The following is a 14,860-nucleotide window of genomic DNA, read 5'->3' as shown; positions in this document are numbered from 1 at the left end:
TTCAGTGCTTCAGGCCACCGTATTGATCCTCGCGGATCACACGCGGCGTAATCTCGCGCGGCTCGATGGTTACCGGCTGGTAGACCACGCGGCGCTGCACCGGGTCGTAGCGCATTTCAACGTAACCCGACACGGGGAAGTCTTTGCGGAACGGGTGGCCGATGAAGCCGTAGTCGGTCAGGATGCGGCGCAGGTCCGGATGGCCTTCGAACACCAAGCCGTACAGGTCGAACGCTTCACGCTCGAACCAGTCAGCGGAATTCCAGATCGTGGTCACGGAGGCCACCACCGGCAGGTCATCGTCCGGGGCGAACACGCGCACGCGAACGCGCCAGTTGTGCGTGATCGACAGCAGATGTGACACAGCGGCAAAACGCGGGCCATTCCAGGCGCCGTCGCCGTAGTCGGCATAGTCGACTCCGCACAGATCCATCAGCTGTTCGAATTTGAGCGAAGCGTCGTCGCGCAGCGTGCGCATGACGTCGAGGTAATCAGCGGCCTTCACCACGAGGGTGAGTTCGCCGACCGACTCGGTCAGGCTTTGAACACGATTGCCCAACGCCTTCTCCAGCGCGGCCTTCAGGGTAGCAAGCTTGTCGGTCATGTCAGGCCTTGCGCGCGATGGTGTTGGTGCGACGGATCTTGGCCTGCAACTGGATGATGCCGTAGATGAGGGCCTCAGCCGTCGGCGGGCAGCCCGGCACGTACACGTCGACCGGCACGATGCGATCACAGCCGCGGACGACAGAATACGAGTAGTGGTAGTAACCGCCGCCGTTTGCGCACGAACCCATCGAGATAACCCAGCGAGGCTCGGCCATTTGGTCGTACACCTTGCGTAGCGCGGGTGCCATCTTGTTGCAGAGCGTACCGGCCACGATCATCACGTCGGACTGACGCGGCGACGGGCGGAACACCACGCCGAAACGATCCAGGTCATAACGCGATGCGCCGGCATGCATCATTTCCACAGCACAGCAGGCCAGGCCGAACGTCATTGGCCAGAGTGACCCGGTACGGGTCCAGTTGATCAGCTTGTCAGCGGTTGTCGTGACAAAGCCTTCGTTGAGTACGCCTTCGATCGCCATTTCACATCACTCCCAATCGAGCGCGCCTTTTTTCCAGATGTAGACGAAGCCCACGAGAAACTCGAGAAGAAACACGCCCATCGCGAAGAACCCCGGCCAGCCGATCTCCCGTAGCGCCACGCCCCAGGGAAAGAGGAACGCGGTCTCCAGGTCAAACAGGATGAACAGGATGGCGATGAGGTAATAGCGCACGTCGAACTTCATGCGCGCGTCTTCGAATGCCTCGAAGCCGCACTCGTACGGCGAGAGCTTGTCAGGATCGGGATTGTTCGGACCGAGGACTCGGCCGATGGTCATCAGAGCAAGGCCGAGGCCAACACCGACGACGATGAACAACAGTACGGGGAAATAGGCTTCGAGGTTCAAGGGACGCCCGCCTTTTTGAATGGTTGCAACAGCACTGCCCGCAGGCGGCGCCTTGTCGCCCCATCGAAGGCGCCGGGTCCGCAGCCTTACGACGCCTCGACCGCGCGTCGTCTTGCGGAGGGGCCTGCGCGGAACATCCCGTTGAACAGACCCCGAATTTGATTGGTGCCGACGGCGAGACTCGAACTCGCACAGCTTTCGCCACTACCCCCTCAAGATAGCGTGTCTACCAATTTCACCACGTCGGCTGGGGGATGAAACTCTATCAGGAGCCCGGTTGAGACTTAACGCCCTTGCCGTTTTCCGTATTGTTTCAAGCCTTGCATTCTACCGCAAAGCAACGCTTTTGTTCAATGCACAAACAAAAATCTTATGCCTCGCAGCACGCCGAAAAACCTCAACGGCACGCCGCGATCGTTACATCAAATTACTTCGGCACGGCCGGCGCGGAAGCAGCGCCCGCAGCGGCAGCAGGGGCCGAGGCTGCAGGTGCCGATGCCGACGGCGTAACAGGCGCCACCGAACCCATCACCCCCGCCGACACACTGCCCTTGTTGGTGCCGATCAGCGTCAGAGCCAGCGTGGCAACGAAGAACACCGTGGCCAGCACAGCTGTCGTACGCGACAGGAAGTTGGCCGAGCCCGTGGCACCAAACAAGCTACCCGACGCGCCGGACCCAAACGCCGCCCCAACGTCCGCGCCCTTGCCGTGCTGCAACAGCACCAGGCCGATCACGCCGAGCGCGCTCAGGATTTGCGCCACCAGCAGCAGAGTCTTCAGAATTGCCATTTCGTTTCTCTCAATAATATGTTGCAGTCGCACATGGGGGACATGGCGACTCGACCCGTCGTTTATGCGCGACCGATCGCCAGGAAATCTTCCGCCTTCAGCGATGCGCCGCCGATCAGGCCGCCATCGATGTCCGCCATTGCAAACAACTCACCGGCATTGTCCGGCTTGACGCTGCCGCCGTACAGAATCGCCAAACGCTGCGCCACGCCAGCGTCGCGGCCAGCAATACGTGCGCGTAGGAACGCGTGCACGGCCTGCGCCTGCTCGCTGGTCGCGGTCTTGCCCGTGCCGATTGCCCAAACCGGTTCGTACGCCACGACGATATGACCCAGCTGCTCGACCGACAGCACTTCCAGCACCGCATCCAGTTGGCGCGCGACCACCTGCTCGGTCTCACCAGCTTCGCGCTGCGCAAGCGTTTCGCCCACACAGACGATCGGGGTGATGCCATGTTCCAGCGCGCGCAGCGCCTTGGTCGCCACTTGCGCGTCGGTTTCGCCGTGGTACGAGCGACGCTCGGAGTGACCGACGATCACGTAGCCGCAGCCAAATTCCGACAGCATCGACGCCGCCACTTCGCCGGTGAAGGCGCCGCGCGTTTCAGCCGACACGTCCTGTGCGCCCCAGCCCACCGCAGAACCGGCGAGCAGCGACTGGCACTGCGCCAGGTACGGGAACGGCGCACACACGGCCAGCGTGGCGTTGGTTTTGCCTGCCGCCTTGATCTGTTCAAGCAGCGCGGCGTTCGCGCTCAGGCTGCCATGCAGCTTCCAGTTGCCCACCACCAGCTTCGGTCTTGCGTTCACGTTTTGCCCGGTCGACTGTCAAATAAACCCGGCATTCTACCGCGGTGGCAAAAACAGGGTCAATTTCGACGTCTTGGAGTCAATCCCAAACCAACATGATCTTGCCGATATGGGCGCTCGATTCCATCAACGCATGCGCCTGCGCCGCCTGCGCGGCCGGCATGACCTCATGAACGACCGGCTTGATACGCCCGGACGCCAGCAGCGGCCAGACCGTTTCATACAGATTGGCCGCGATGGCCGCCTTGAATGCAACCGGACGTGGGCGCAGCGTCGAGCCCGTCAGCGTAATGCGCCGACGCAGGATGTCGCCCAGCGGCACCTCGGCCTTGGCACCGCCCAGCAACGCGATCAGTACGATGCGGCCATCGTCGGCAGTGCAGGCGATTTCGCGCGCGACATAGCTGCCGCCGACCATGTCGAGCACCACGTCGGCGCCTCGCCCGGTCTCGGCCTTGACGATTTCGACGAAATCTTCGGTCTTGTAGTTGATGGCGCGAGTGGCGCCGAGTTCGACGCAGGCCTCGCACTTGTCGGCGCTACCTGCGGTGGCGAATACGCGGTGACCCAACGCCGATGCGATCTGAATCGCCGTCGTGCCGATGCCGCTCGAGCCGCCCTGCACGAGCAGCGTTTCATCGGCGCCATGTGCGCCCCGCCCCAGCAAGCCGCGGTCGAACACGTTCGACCACACGGTGAAATAGTTCTCTGGCAACGCGGCAGCTTCGATATCGGACAAGCCGGACGGCACGGGCAGCACTTGCCCCAGCGGCGCCGTGCAGAACTCCGCATAGCCGCCGCCTTGCACCAGCGCGCAGACGCGATCGCCCACCTTCAAGCCGTAGCGATTGTCGGCGTGCGCCAGATCGCCACTGACGATCTCGCCCGCAACTTCGAGCCCTGGAATATCGGAGGCACCGGGCGGCACCGGATAGTTGCCCGTGCGCTGGAACACATCCGGCCGGTTCACGCCCGCCGCTCGCACGCGGATCAGCACCTCGCCGGCTTTGGCCTCCGGCATCGGGCGCTCGCCAAGCTTCAGGACTTCAGGGCCACCGTATTGGGTGATTTCAATCGCTTTCATGGGAATCAGATCGATGAGGGTTACGACGCAGAAGCGCTACGCTTCGGCTCGACAAAGTGCTGTGGAATGCCGCGCGTGGTTTCGCGCATGATTTCTTGCTTGCCGTGGACGATGCCGTCGGCGATCTTGCCGATATGCAACTTGAGCCACATCTCCGTCGGCGAGCCGGCGCGATAGTCGGCGGGGCCGAGCATGTCGACGCGATCATCGGCACGCAAGTTGTCGGCCTGCTCGAACGAGCGAGGGCTCTCCGGGTTGTAGACCGCATAGGTGCGGCCACCGCCCTTGCGGGCGACCGAAAATGCCGGAATATCGCTCGGCCCGTCGGCCACGTAAATCATGTTGGCAAACGGCACGCGGCGTTCATCCTCGGCAATCGACGAGTTCACACTCACCGCTTCCGGATGCTTGTTAACGCCCTTATTGATCTCGAACAGCGCACGCGTCTTGGTGGTGTTGTCGATGGCGTAGATGACTTCCGAGATGACCGGCCGACCATCCACGTTCGTGTCGGGCGCCTCCAGGAACTCACAGCCCCACACGCCGTCGATGTACGGGGCGATGGGCGAGCCCTTGATCATCTCTGTCAGGCCTGTGCTGACGATGTAGTGTTCGAGCTTGATGTCGAACGCCTGGTAGGCGCCGTTGTCGCGCACCCACGCCTTGCTGCGCTCGAAGAAATCGGTCACGCCGGGGAAGAACTCGAGTTCTGCACCCAGTTCGCGCAGCGTGGCATTGTCGAGGCCACCCATACGGCCGTCGCGCACGTGGCGCAGCAGCACATTGAGATAGAACGTTTCGTGGTTGACCTTCTGACCGCGCGACTCAATTTCGCGCGAGCCTGCGGCCACTTCGTCCCAGAAACCCTGCTCGGCGATATTGAAACGATCGAACAGCGGCACTTGCATGTAGCGCGGGATCAGCGTCTTGTCGAAATCCCAGACGATGGCGATGCGGTTTTGCTCGAACAGGCGGCTCATGATGGGGCGCGAAGGGGCAACGGGAGGAACTCGCGACGCAGTGTAAACAAAAAAACGGCTGGACATCGTCCAGCCGTTTTTCATAGCGCAAACCGCTCGCTTACTGCTGTTGTTGCTGCTGTTGTTGCGAGGCAGCGTCGCCAGCACCCGGTGCTTGCGGTGCAGCGGCCGGCACGTCGCCTTCTTCAGCCTTGGCAGCCTTGATCGACAGACGCATACGGCCCTTCTCGTCGGTGCTCAGCAGCTTCACGCGCACAGCCTGGCCTTCCTTCACGTAGTCGGAGACCTGGTTCACACGCTCGTTGGCGATTTCCGAGATGTGCAGCAGACCGTCCTTGCCCGGCAGGATGTTCACGATCGCGCCGAAGTCCAGCAGCTTGAGCACGGTGCCGTTGTAGATCTTGCCCACTTCGGCTTCTGCCGTGATGCCTTCGATGCGGCGCTTGGCTTCCGCCATGCCTTCCGACGACGTCGACGCGATGGTGATCGTGCCGTCTTCCTGAATGTCGATCGTGCAGCCGGTTTCCTTGGTCAGTGCCTGGATGGTCGAACCGCCCTTGCCGATCACGTCCCGGATCTTCTCCGGATTGATCTTGACCGTGATCATGCGCGGAGCGTGCTCCGACAGCTCGGTGCGGGCGCCGCCCATGGCAGCCTGCATCTTGCCCAGGATGTGCAGACGGCCTTCCTTGGCTTGTGCCAGTGCCACCTGCATGATTTCCTTGGTGATGCCCTGCACCTTGATGTCCATCTGCAGTGCGGTGATACCAGCGTCAGTACCGGCGACCTTGAAGTCCATGTCGCCCAAGTGATCTTCGTCACCAAGGATGTCGGTCAGCACGGCGAACTTGTTGTCTTCCAGGATCAGGCCCATGGCCACGCCAGCCACGTGCGCCTTGATGGGCACGCCAGCGTCCATCAGCGACAGCGAGCCGCCGCACACCGAAGCCATCGAAGACGAACCGTTCGACTCGGTGATTTCCGATACCAGACGGATCGTGTAAGCGAATTCGTCGTCCTTCGGCAGCACCGGAATCAGTGCGCGCTTGGCCAGACGGCCGTGGCCGACTTCGCGGCGCTTCGGGCTGCCAACGCGGCCGGTTTCGCCCGTGGCGAACGGCGGCATGTTGTAGTGGAGCATGAAGCGATCACGGTACTCGCCTTGCAGCGCGTCGATGATCTGCTCGTCGCTCTTGGTGCCCAGCGTGGCCACCACCAGCGCTTGCGTTTCACCGCGCGTGAACAAGGCCGAGCCGTGCGCACGCGGCAGCACCGACGAACGGATCTCGATCGGGCGCACCGTGCGGGTGTCGCGGCCGTCGATACGGGGCTCGCCGTTCAGGATCTGGCCGCGCACGATCTTCGATTCGAGTTCGAACAGGATGTTGTCAACCTCTACGCCATCGGCTTCCACGCCGGCTTCGGCCAGCTTGGCGGCAACCGACTTGTAGACTTCCTTCAGCTTCTGGCTACGGGCCGACTTCTGGCGCAGTTGGTAAGCCGCTTGCAGATCGGCCAGGCCCAGTTCGGACACCTTGGCGACCAGCGCTTCGTTCTTCGGAGCCGCTTGCCAATCCCACTCAGGCTTGCCGCCATCACGCACCAGGTCGTGGATCGCGTTGATGGCGATCTGCATCTGCTCGTGGCCGTACACGACCGCGCCCAGCATGACCTCTTCCGACAATTGCTGCGCTTCGGATTCGACCATCAGCACGGCACGCTCGGTACCGGCCACAACCAGGTCCAGATCCGAATGCGCGAGTTGTGCACGATTCGGGTTCAGCAGGTACTGACCATCCTTGTAACCCACGCGGGCAGCACCCACCGGACCATTGAACGGCAAACCCGACACAGCCAGCGCTGCCGAAGCCGCGACCAGCGCCGGGATGTCAGCCGGCACTTCCGGATTGATCGACAGCACGTGGATAACGACCTGGACTTCGTTGTAGAAGCCTTCAGGGAACAGCGGACGCAGCGGACGATCAATCAGGCGCGAGGTCAGCGTTTCGTTTTCCGACGGACGGCCTTCACGCTTGAAGAAGCCACCCGGGATCTTGCCGGCCGCGTAGGTCTTCTCGAGATAGTCGACGGTCAGCGGGAAGAAATCTTGACCCGGCTTCGGGTTCTTGGCGCCCACCACGGTAGCGAGCACGACGGTGTCGTCCATGTCGAGCAGCACAGCGCCGCTCGCCTGGCGGGCGATCTCACCCGTTTCCATGCGGACCTTATGGCCGCCCCATTGGAACTCTTTGACGATCTTGTTGAACATGTTTTCTCCTGTTCGGTATTCGCGGCACCGACGATTCAAAGTCGATTTCATTACGCCGCGACAAACACGTTCCGGAAGACGGTGCGGTTGCAGAAGTGTGTTTTATGCCATTCCAGCGCGGCGCTGACATCAACGCCGCGCTGGAATGACACAAGGCCCTGCTTCCTGCCGCCTCCGGTCCATGGCAGCCGCTTCATCTTGAACTGGCCGGCTGCCATCACTCACCGGTTGCCCGGCGCGGCCACAAACGCGGCCGCCAAAAACAAAATGCCTGCATCAGCACGCTGACGCAGGCACTTTTCATCACGCGCAGTGCGTGATACCCACCATTACTTACGCAGACCCAGCTTCGCAACCAGCGCGGTGTAACGGTCAGCGTCCTTGCTCTTGAGGTAGTCCAGCAGACGGCGGCGACGGCTCACCATGCGGAGCAGGCCGCGACGGCTGTGGTGATCCTTCATGTGCGCCTTGAAGTGCGGCTGCAGTTCGTTGATGCGGGCGGTCAGCAGTGCAACCTGCACTTCCGGGCTACCCGTGTCGTTGGCGCTGCGGCCGTTATCTTTGACGATGTCTTGCTTCTTGATGTCAGCGACGGACATTTTGATTCCTTTGACTTGCGGACACCGCAGCGCCTGAATTGCCGCCGTTGGTGCCGTGTTGAACAATGATCTTGCCACCCCATCCCGAAACCGGTCTGGACAGCAAGACCGCGATTATAGCGCAGAACCCCACGGTGACGACAGTTCCGTATCATCCCTGCTCAATGGCGCACCATTTTGCAGGTCGTCGGCAACGCCGTTTGCGCCGCAAGAATCACTTTTAGCGTACGGAAACCGTAGCCAGAGCCCTCGATATCGAACGGCGCACCGGGCGTGCCGGCCCGCTCCATCTGCGCGACGATAAGCGGCTGGATGGCCTGGTGATCCTCCGCTCGCAGCGTCATGCGGTGGAAACCTCTGTCGAGTGATGCGCCTTCCAGCGCACGTGCCACGGCGGCGGCTTCCGTGGTGCCGGCCCGCTCGATGGCGGCGGCCAGCATTTCGACCATCATCTGGTCGCGCAGCAGTGGGTAATCGTCGGCGGGGGCCGGATAACGGGCGCGGAAGGCTTTGTAGAACGCGTCGGACTTGGCGCCACCCAGGTTCGGGTGCCATTCCGCCACGGCCACCACACGGCCAACGCCCGCTTCGCCCATCGCGCCTGGTGCGCCGAGCGAGTTGCCATAAAACGTAAAGAAGCGCGCCTTGAGCCCGGCATCTCGTGCGGCCTTGACGAGCAGCGTCAGATCGTTACCCCAATTGCCGGTGATAACCGTATCCGCGCCTGACGCGGCAATGCGCGCCACATACGGCGCAAAATCTTTCACCTTGCCGATGGGGTGCAGCACCTCGCCAACGATCGCGATGTCCGGCCGCTTCTCGCTCAACTGCTGGCGCGCCAGTTGCGCCACCTGGCGACCGAATGTGTAATCCTGCCCGATCAGGTAGACCTTTTTGATGGACTTATCCGTACGAATCACTACCGAGAGCGCCTGCATGCGCATATCGGCCGATGCATCAAAGCGGAAATGCCAGAAGCTGCATGCCTCGTTGGTCAGCGCTGGATCGACGGCAGCGTAGTTCAGGAAGAGCACGCGCGACTCCAGATGGCGTTCGTTGTGGCGCGAGATCGACGTCGACAACGCTGCAGCTGCCGCCGAACTGTTGCCCTGCAGCACAAAGCGAATACCCGCATCCGTCGCCGCCTGCAATTGCAGCAACGACTCGTCGACGGTGTTCTTGCTATCGAAGCGCACGAGCGCAAGCGGATGGCGGCCATCAGGCAGCTTCACACCGCCGCGCGCATTTACATCCTCAATGGCCATGCGCAGATTGCGATCCACTGCCTCGCCCGCATTGGCAAACGGGCCCGAAAGTCCTTCAATCAGCGCCAGCCGGATCGGCGCGCCTTCGGGCTGAGCGCTCGCTGCGCCAAACAACCCCACCGCCGCCAGCGCGGCCACAAACCAACGAAACACCATGGCAAATCTCCGTGAAGCGCGGATGGTAAAGCGCCGCCGCATGTCGGCACAAGCCAGCACAGAGCGCACGCACCCCCTACACTAAAAAGCATCAGGAGAACCATTGTGAGCATTCGATCGACATGGCAGTGCGCGGCGCTGCTCGCTGTTGCGCTGGCCTCAATGAGCGGGTGTACCGTGCTGGCGCCCGTGCAAACCGGCGAAGCGCTGGTCGGCCAGCCCGCTTCTGCCGTGGAAGCCCGCTTTGGCAAGCCACCCGAACGGTATCCGCGTTCCAGTGGCGGCACGCGCTGGCTATACCCGACCCAGCCCTATGGACAATTCACTTATGCCGCTGATTTCGACGCGAGCGGCAAGCTCGTCTCATTCCGGCAGATTCTGACCACGATGGAGTTTGCGCAGGTCCGCGTCGGCACGGCAACGCAGAACGATGTGTTGCAGGCGTTCGGCAAGCCCGAGGAGACCGCCTATTTCCGGCTGATGGATCGGCAAGTGTGGTCGTATCGCCTCAAGCACGAAGGCGTGTGGCCGTCGCTGATGAACTTCTATTTTGACCGCGACGGTATCGTGCGGCTCACGCAGGTCAGCCCCGACCCGATGTACGACCACGACCACGATTCCAGCCGATGAGACCGCGCCAGACGCTGGAACGGCAACATCCACGCAAGGCGCGTCGCCTGGCGTGGACGTTCGGGTCGGCCATGTCGTGGATCACACAGACATCGCTCTCAAAGACGGCCGGCATGGTGCACGCTCCTGACGTGTCCGGTGCCGCCGCACCCGCTTCGCGTCCCGGCGGGTAACCGGGTGCGCGCTCAGTGGTGATCGTGTTGGGGTCTGGGCTGACTCCTGCGTGTATTGGTGAAACCTGCGATCAGATCTGCGGGTTGAGTTTTTCGCTGCTCTTGTCCTGCAGCTTGTTCAGCGCGGCAAGGTAAGCCTTGGCCGAAGCCGCAACGATGTCCGGATCGGTCCCCACACCGTTGACGATGCGGCCCGACTTGGACAGCCGCACCGTCACTTCGCCCTGTGCCTGCGTGCCCGTCGTAATGGCGTTGACCGAATACAACAGCTGCTCGGCACCGCTGGCGACCTTGCTCTCAATCGCATTCAGCGTAGCGTCGACCGGGCCATTGCCTTCCGCTTCGCCCGTCACTTCCTTGCCGTCTGCAACGAAGACGATGCGCGCATGCGGACGCTCGCCGGTTTCCGAACGCTGGGCTAGCGACACGAAACGGAAGTGCTCGCCCTCGCTGTGCTGCGCTTCGTTCGAGACGATGGCGACGATGTCCTCATCAAAGATCTCCGCCTTCTGATCCGCCAACTCCTTGAAGCGGGTGAAGGCAGCGTTCAGTTCCGCTTCCGAATCCAGCTCGATGCCCAATTCCTGCAGACGCTGCTTGAACGCGTTGCGGCCCGAGAGCTTGCCCAGGACGATCTTATTGGCCGTCCAGCCCACGTCTTCGGCGCGCATGATTTCGTACGTGTCGCGCGCCTTGAGCACCCCATCCTGGTGAATGCCCGAGGCGTGCGCAAAAGCGTTGGCGCCCACCACAGCCTTGTTCGGCTGCACGACGAAACCGGTGATCTGCGAGACCAGTTTGGACGCCGGTACGATCTGTGTCGTATCGACACCCACGTCGAGATTGAAGTAGTCGCGACGCGTCTTCACGGCCATCACCACCTCTTCGAGGCTGGTGTTGCCGGCGCGCTCGCCCAGACCGTTGATCGTGCATTCGATCTGGCGTGCACCGCCCAGTTTGACAGCGGCCAGGGAGTTGGCGACCGCCATGCCCAGGTCGTTATGGCAATGCACCGACCAGACCGCCTTATCCGAATTCGGGATGCGCTCGCGCACCGAGCGGATCAGCGCGGCATAACCCTCCGGCACCGCGTAGCCCACCGTATCCGGCAGGTTGATGGTGGTCGCCCCCTCGGCGATCACGCCTTCCAGCACCCGGCACAGGAAATCCATGTCGGAGCGGCTACCGTCTTCCGGCGAAAACTCGATGTCGTCGGTAAACTGGCGCGCGAAACGCACCGCCAGACGCGCCTGCTCGCACACCTGATCCGGCGACATGCGCAGCTTCTTCTCCATATGCAGCGCCGATGTGGCGATGAACGTGTGGATGCGGAACTGGCCTGCCGGCTTGAGCGCCTCGGCAGCACGGGAAATATCGCGGTCGTTCGCACGGGCGAGCGAGCAAATGCGCGAATCCTTGACCGACTGCGCGATGGCGCGGATCGCCTCGAAGTCACCATTGGAACTGGCCGCGAAGCCGGCTTCGATCACATCCACCTTGAGCCGCTCAAGCTGCTTGGCGATGCGGATCTTCTCTTCCTTGGTCATCGACGCCCCAGGGGACTGCTCGCCGTCGCGCAAGGTGGTATCGAAAATGATGAGTTTGTCGCTCATGGCGGCTCCTTGGAGGGTGACGTTTTTGGCGTCGGTCTTTGTGGGTGTCTCGAATGGTATTTTGCGGCGCAGAATGCAAAACGCCCCGGCGTGCATGGTTGCAGGCCGGGGCGCTGTGAATTCTGATTCGCGAAAACTTGGCGGTTTCTGCTTGCCTTGTCTTGCGATTTCCTATGCGCGTGTCCCGACCTGACGACCTAGTAGGCCATCAATCGAGACTAGCGTAATCAGAATGGAAATCGGGCGCGAAAGCATGCGAACGACTATAGACGAATTCAAAAATCGACGCAAGCGCACAATGGCGCAGCGCATAGGTCACTCATGCGCATCGTCCGATGCCTGCTTCGGCAAGCGCGGGCTACCCTGTTGCCCATGCAGCGCACGCCAGCCCCACAGCAAGTAGCCCGATACCGCGTAACCGACAAACAGGCCAAACAGCGCCACCGGCGGATCGCTCGATATCACGACGAACAACACGAGTACGAGCACCATCACGCCAAACGGCACACGGTGACGAACGTCGAGCGCCTTACCGCTGTAGAACGGCGCGTTCGACACCATCGACAGCCCTGCATAAAGCGTCAGCCCGAAGGCCACCCATGGCATCCACAGCTCTTTGACCGGCAGCTTGTTGTCGATCGCCAGCCAGACGAAACCCGCGATGAGCGCAGCGGCTGCCGGGCTCGGCATGCCCTGGAAGAAGCGCTTATCGACCGACCCGATGTTCGTGTTGAAGCGCGCGAGACGCAGTGCAGCGCCAGCGCAATACACGAACGCCGCGAGCCAGCCCCACTTGCCCAGGTCGCGCAGGATCCATTCGTACATGACCAATGCCGGCGCAACACCGAACGACACCATGTCCGACAGCGAGTCGTACTGCTCGCCGAACGCACTTTGCGTATTGGTGATGCGGGCGACGCGGCCATCCATGCCATCGAGCACCATCGCCGCGAAGATGGCGATGGCAGCCGTCTCGAAGTTGAGGTTCATCGCCTGCACGATGGCGAAGAAGCCGGCGAACAGCGCTGCCGTTGTGAACGCGTTGGGCAGCAGATAGATGCCGCGGCGGCGCGGACGCACGATCTCAAGATCGTCGTCATCCGAGCGCGGCTGGTTGTGCCGCAGCGGACGCAAGTGCGTCACATTGCCGGCGGTAAAACGCTTCTTGCGTCGATTGAACGCGGGCATGGCGGCCTCCGGATCAGTCCAGCTCAGCAAGCACCGTAAGCGTGGCGGATACCTTTTCGCCGATGGTCACGCGCGGGCGTGCCGTCAGCGGCAGGTACACGTCTACGCGGGAGCCAAAGCGGATGAATCCGTAACGCTGGCCACGCGTAAGCGCTTCGCCTGCCTTGGTATAGCAAAGGATGCGCCGCGCGATCAATCCGGCCACCTGCACCGAAGTGACGAGCTGTCCATCAGCGCGGCGCAGCACGATGGCGTTGCGCTCGTTTTCGAGCGACGCCTTGTCCAGGTCCGCATTGACGAACTTGCCCGGGAAGTACTGCACCTGCTGCACCGTGCCGTCGACCGGCGCGCGGTTCGAGTGCACGTTGAACACATTCATGAACACGCTGATCTTCAGCGAGTCGCGATCGGCATACGGGTCGCGCACCTGCTCGACGGCGACGATACGACCATCGGCCGGCGACAGAATCGCATTGGCCTGCGTTGGCACGGCGCGCGCCGGGTCACGGAAAAATTGCAGCACGAACAGTGTCAGCACCCAGAACGGCCACGCCCAGCCCAAGCCTGCAGCAGCCTGCACAATGAGCGTGACGATGAAAATCCCGCCCAGGTACGGCCAACCCTCGCGGGCAATGATGGGATGCGGATACGTGTTGTTCAAATCAGACCTCGACAGCGTCTTGAAGGAAATGCGGCATTCTAGCCGACACGGGGCCGCGCCAGCACTTGAAACACTGGTTGGCGCCCTGGAAACAGCATAAAAAAAGCCAGCCCGAAGGCTGGCTTTCTCGCACAGAACGCAAGCGATCAGTTCTTCGACTGGTCGACCAGCTTGTTCTTGGCGATCCACGGCATCATCGCGCGCAGCTTGGCGCCAACTTGCTCGATCTGGTGCTCTTCGGTCAGGCGACGACGCGAGATCAGCGTCGGGGCGCCGACCTTGTTCTCCAACAGGAAGCTCTTGGCGTATTCGCCGGTCTGGATGTCGGTCAGGCACTGCTTCATGGCCTTCTTCGTCTCGGCCGTCACGACGCGCGGGCCGGTGACGTACTCGCCGTATTCGGCGTTATTCGAGATCGAGTAGTTCATGTTGGCGATGCCGCCTTCATAGATCAGGTCGACGATCAGCTTCAGCTCATGCAGGCACTCGAAGTAAGCCATTTCCGGAGCGTAACCGGCTTCCACCAGCGTCTCGAAGCCGGCCTTGATCAGCTCGACGGTACCGCCGCACAGCACGGCTTGTTCGCCGAACAGGTCGGTTTCGGTTTCTTCGCGGAAGTTGGTCTCGATGATGCCGGCGCGGCCGCCGCCGTTGGCGGTGGCGTACGACAGGGCGATGTCACGTGCGGCGCCCGACTTGTCCTGGTGCACGGCGATCAGGTGCGGCACGCCGCCACCTTGCGTGTACGTGCCGCGCACGGTGTGGCCCGGAGCCTTCGGGGCGATCATGATGACGTCCAGGTCGGCGCGCGGGATCACGGCACCGTAGTGCACGTTGAAGCCGTGGGCGAACGCCAGAGCGGCGCCCTGCTTGATGTTGCCGTGCACTTCGTTCTTATACACGTCGGCGATCTGCTCATCCGGCAGCAGGATCATGACGACGTCGGCTTCCTTCACAGCCTCGGCCACTTCCTTGACCTGCAGGCCAGCGTTGACGGCCTTGTTCCACGACGCGCCATTCTTGCGCAGACCGACCGTCACCTTCACGCCCGAGTCGTTCAGGTTCTGGGCGTGGGCGTGGCCTTGCGAGCCATAGCCGATGATGGTGACGTTCTTGCCCTTGATCAGCGAGAGGTCGGCGTCCTTGTCGTAAAACACTTTCATGTTGATGTCCTAATTTTCAAATATCG

The 14,860-nt window shown here is 62.0% G+C and carries 16 protein-coding genes and 1 tRNA gene; 1 reads left to right on the top strand and 16 read right to left on the bottom strand.

The annotated features are described in order from the left end of the window. Position 1: 1 nt before the first annotated feature. From R2N16_RS16035 to R2N16_RS15980, 12 genes are all read right to left on the bottom strand, one after another. Complete coding sequence (locus R2N16_RS16035) at positions 2 to 604, bottom strand: NADH-quinone oxidoreductase subunit C (protein WP_316666721.1); 603 nt, start codon at positions 602 to 604, stop codon at positions 2 to 4. 1 nt (position 605) lies between these two features. Continuing rightward, complete coding sequence (locus R2N16_RS16030; RefSeq protein WP_004630808.1) at positions 606 to 1,088, bottom strand: NuoB/complex I 20 kDa subunit family protein; 483 nt, start codon at positions 1,086 to 1,088, stop codon at positions 606 to 608. A 6-nt stretch (positions 1,089 to 1,094) separates the two neighbouring features. Next, complete coding sequence (locus tag R2N16_RS16025; RefSeq protein ID WP_004630810.1) at positions 1,095 to 1,454, bottom strand: NADH-quinone oxidoreductase subunit A; 360 nt, start codon at positions 1,452 to 1,454, stop codon at positions 1,095 to 1,097. Between the two features lie 163 nt (positions 1,455 to 1,617). Beyond that, positions 1,618 to 1,702 (bottom strand) — tRNA-Leu (locus tag R2N16_RS16020). Between the two features lie 179 nt (positions 1,703 to 1,881). After that, positions 1,882 to 2,244, bottom strand: a complete 363-nt coding sequence (gene secG / locus R2N16_RS16015) for a preprotein translocase subunit SecG (protein WP_316666720.1) — start codon at positions 2,242 to 2,244, stop codon at positions 1,882 to 1,884. Between the two features lie 62 nt (positions 2,245 to 2,306). Next, positions 2,307 to 3,053, bottom strand: coding sequence for a triose-phosphate isomerase (gene tpiA, locus R2N16_RS16010; protein WP_316666719.1), 747 nt, complete (start codon positions 3,051 to 3,053; stop codon positions 2,307 to 2,309). A gap of 79 nt (positions 3,054 to 3,132) precedes the next feature. Continuing rightward, positions 3,133 to 4,137, bottom strand: a complete 1,005-nt coding sequence (locus tag R2N16_RS16005) for an NAD(P)H-quinone oxidoreductase (protein WP_316666718.1) — start codon at positions 4,135 to 4,137, stop codon at positions 3,133 to 3,135. Positions 4,138 to 4,157: 20 nt separating this feature from the next. Further along, positions 4,158 to 5,117, bottom strand: a complete 960-nt coding sequence (locus R2N16_RS16000) for an HAD family hydrolase (RefSeq protein WP_316666717.1) — start codon at positions 5,115 to 5,117, stop codon at positions 4,158 to 4,160. Positions 5,118 to 5,217: 100 nt separating this feature from the next. Further along, positions 5,218 to 7,386: a polyribonucleotide nucleotidyltransferase gene (gene pnp / locus R2N16_RS15995; RefSeq protein ID WP_316666716.1), complete on the bottom strand. Its 2,169-nt coding sequence runs from the start codon at positions 7,384 to 7,386 to the stop codon at positions 5,218 to 5,220. Positions 7,387 to 7,436: 50 nt separating this feature from the next. After that, on the bottom strand, positions 7,437 to 7,604 hold the full coding sequence (locus tag R2N16_RS15990) for a hypothetical protein (RefSeq protein WP_316666715.1): 168 nt from the start codon (positions 7,602 to 7,604) through the stop codon (positions 7,437 to 7,439). Between the two features lie 111 nt (positions 7,605 to 7,715). Continuing rightward, positions 7,716 to 7,985 (bottom strand): 30S ribosomal protein S15, encoded by a 270-nt coding sequence (gene rpsO, locus R2N16_RS15985; RefSeq protein WP_012436069.1) that lies wholly within the window; start codon positions 7,983 to 7,985, stop codon positions 7,716 to 7,718. 161 nt (positions 7,986 to 8,146) lie between these two features. After that, positions 8,147 to 9,406, bottom strand: a complete 1,260-nt coding sequence (locus tag R2N16_RS15980) for a branched-chain amino acid ABC transporter substrate-binding protein (RefSeq protein WP_316666714.1) — start codon at positions 9,404 to 9,406, stop codon at positions 8,147 to 8,149. A gap of 162 nt (positions 9,407 to 9,568) precedes the next feature. Here R2N16_RS15980 and R2N16_RS15975 point away from each other — a divergent pair, with 162 nt between their 5' ends. Next, complete coding sequence (locus R2N16_RS15975; RefSeq protein WP_316666780.1) at positions 9,569 to 10,036, top strand: hypothetical protein; 468 nt, start codon at positions 9,569 to 9,571, stop codon at positions 10,034 to 10,036. Positions 10,037 to 10,280: 244 nt separating this feature from the next. Here the strand turns inward: R2N16_RS15975 and R2N16_RS15970 are convergent, their stop codons facing one another. The 4 genes from R2N16_RS15970 to ilvC form a co-directional block, all read right to left on the bottom strand. Next, complete coding sequence (locus R2N16_RS15970) at positions 10,281 to 11,822, bottom strand: 2-isopropylmalate synthase (RefSeq protein WP_316666713.1); 1,542 nt, start codon at positions 11,820 to 11,822, stop codon at positions 10,281 to 10,283. A gap of 315 nt (positions 11,823 to 12,137) precedes the next feature. Further along, positions 12,138 to 13,010 carry a CDP-diacylglycerol--serine O-phosphatidyltransferase gene (gene pssA / locus R2N16_RS15965; RefSeq protein WP_316666712.1) on the bottom strand — a complete coding sequence of 291 codons (873 nt, stop codon included), beginning with the start codon at positions 13,008 to 13,010 and terminating at the stop codon, positions 12,138 to 12,140. 13 nt (positions 13,011 to 13,023) lie between these two features. Further along, positions 13,024 to 13,671 carry a phosphatidylserine decarboxylase gene (locus R2N16_RS15960; RefSeq protein WP_316666711.1) on the bottom strand — a complete coding sequence of 216 codons (648 nt, stop codon included), beginning with the start codon at positions 13,669 to 13,671 and terminating at the stop codon, positions 13,024 to 13,026. A gap of 146 nt (positions 13,672 to 13,817) precedes the next feature. Continuing rightward, complete coding sequence (gene ilvC / locus R2N16_RS15955; RefSeq protein WP_316666710.1) at positions 13,818 to 14,834, bottom strand: ketol-acid reductoisomerase; 1,017 nt, start codon at positions 14,832 to 14,834, stop codon at positions 13,818 to 13,820. Positions 14,835 to 14,860 lie beyond the last annotated feature (26 nt).

Origin of the sequence: Ralstonia psammae (assembly GCF_958405935.1) — a bacterium.
Lineage (GTDB): Bacteria > Pseudomonadota > Gammaproteobacteria > Burkholderiales > Burkholderiaceae > Ralstonia > Ralstonia psammae.
The sequence above is the reverse complement of the archived record's forward strand: the minus strand, read 5'-3'. Positions and strand labels throughout refer to the sequence as shown.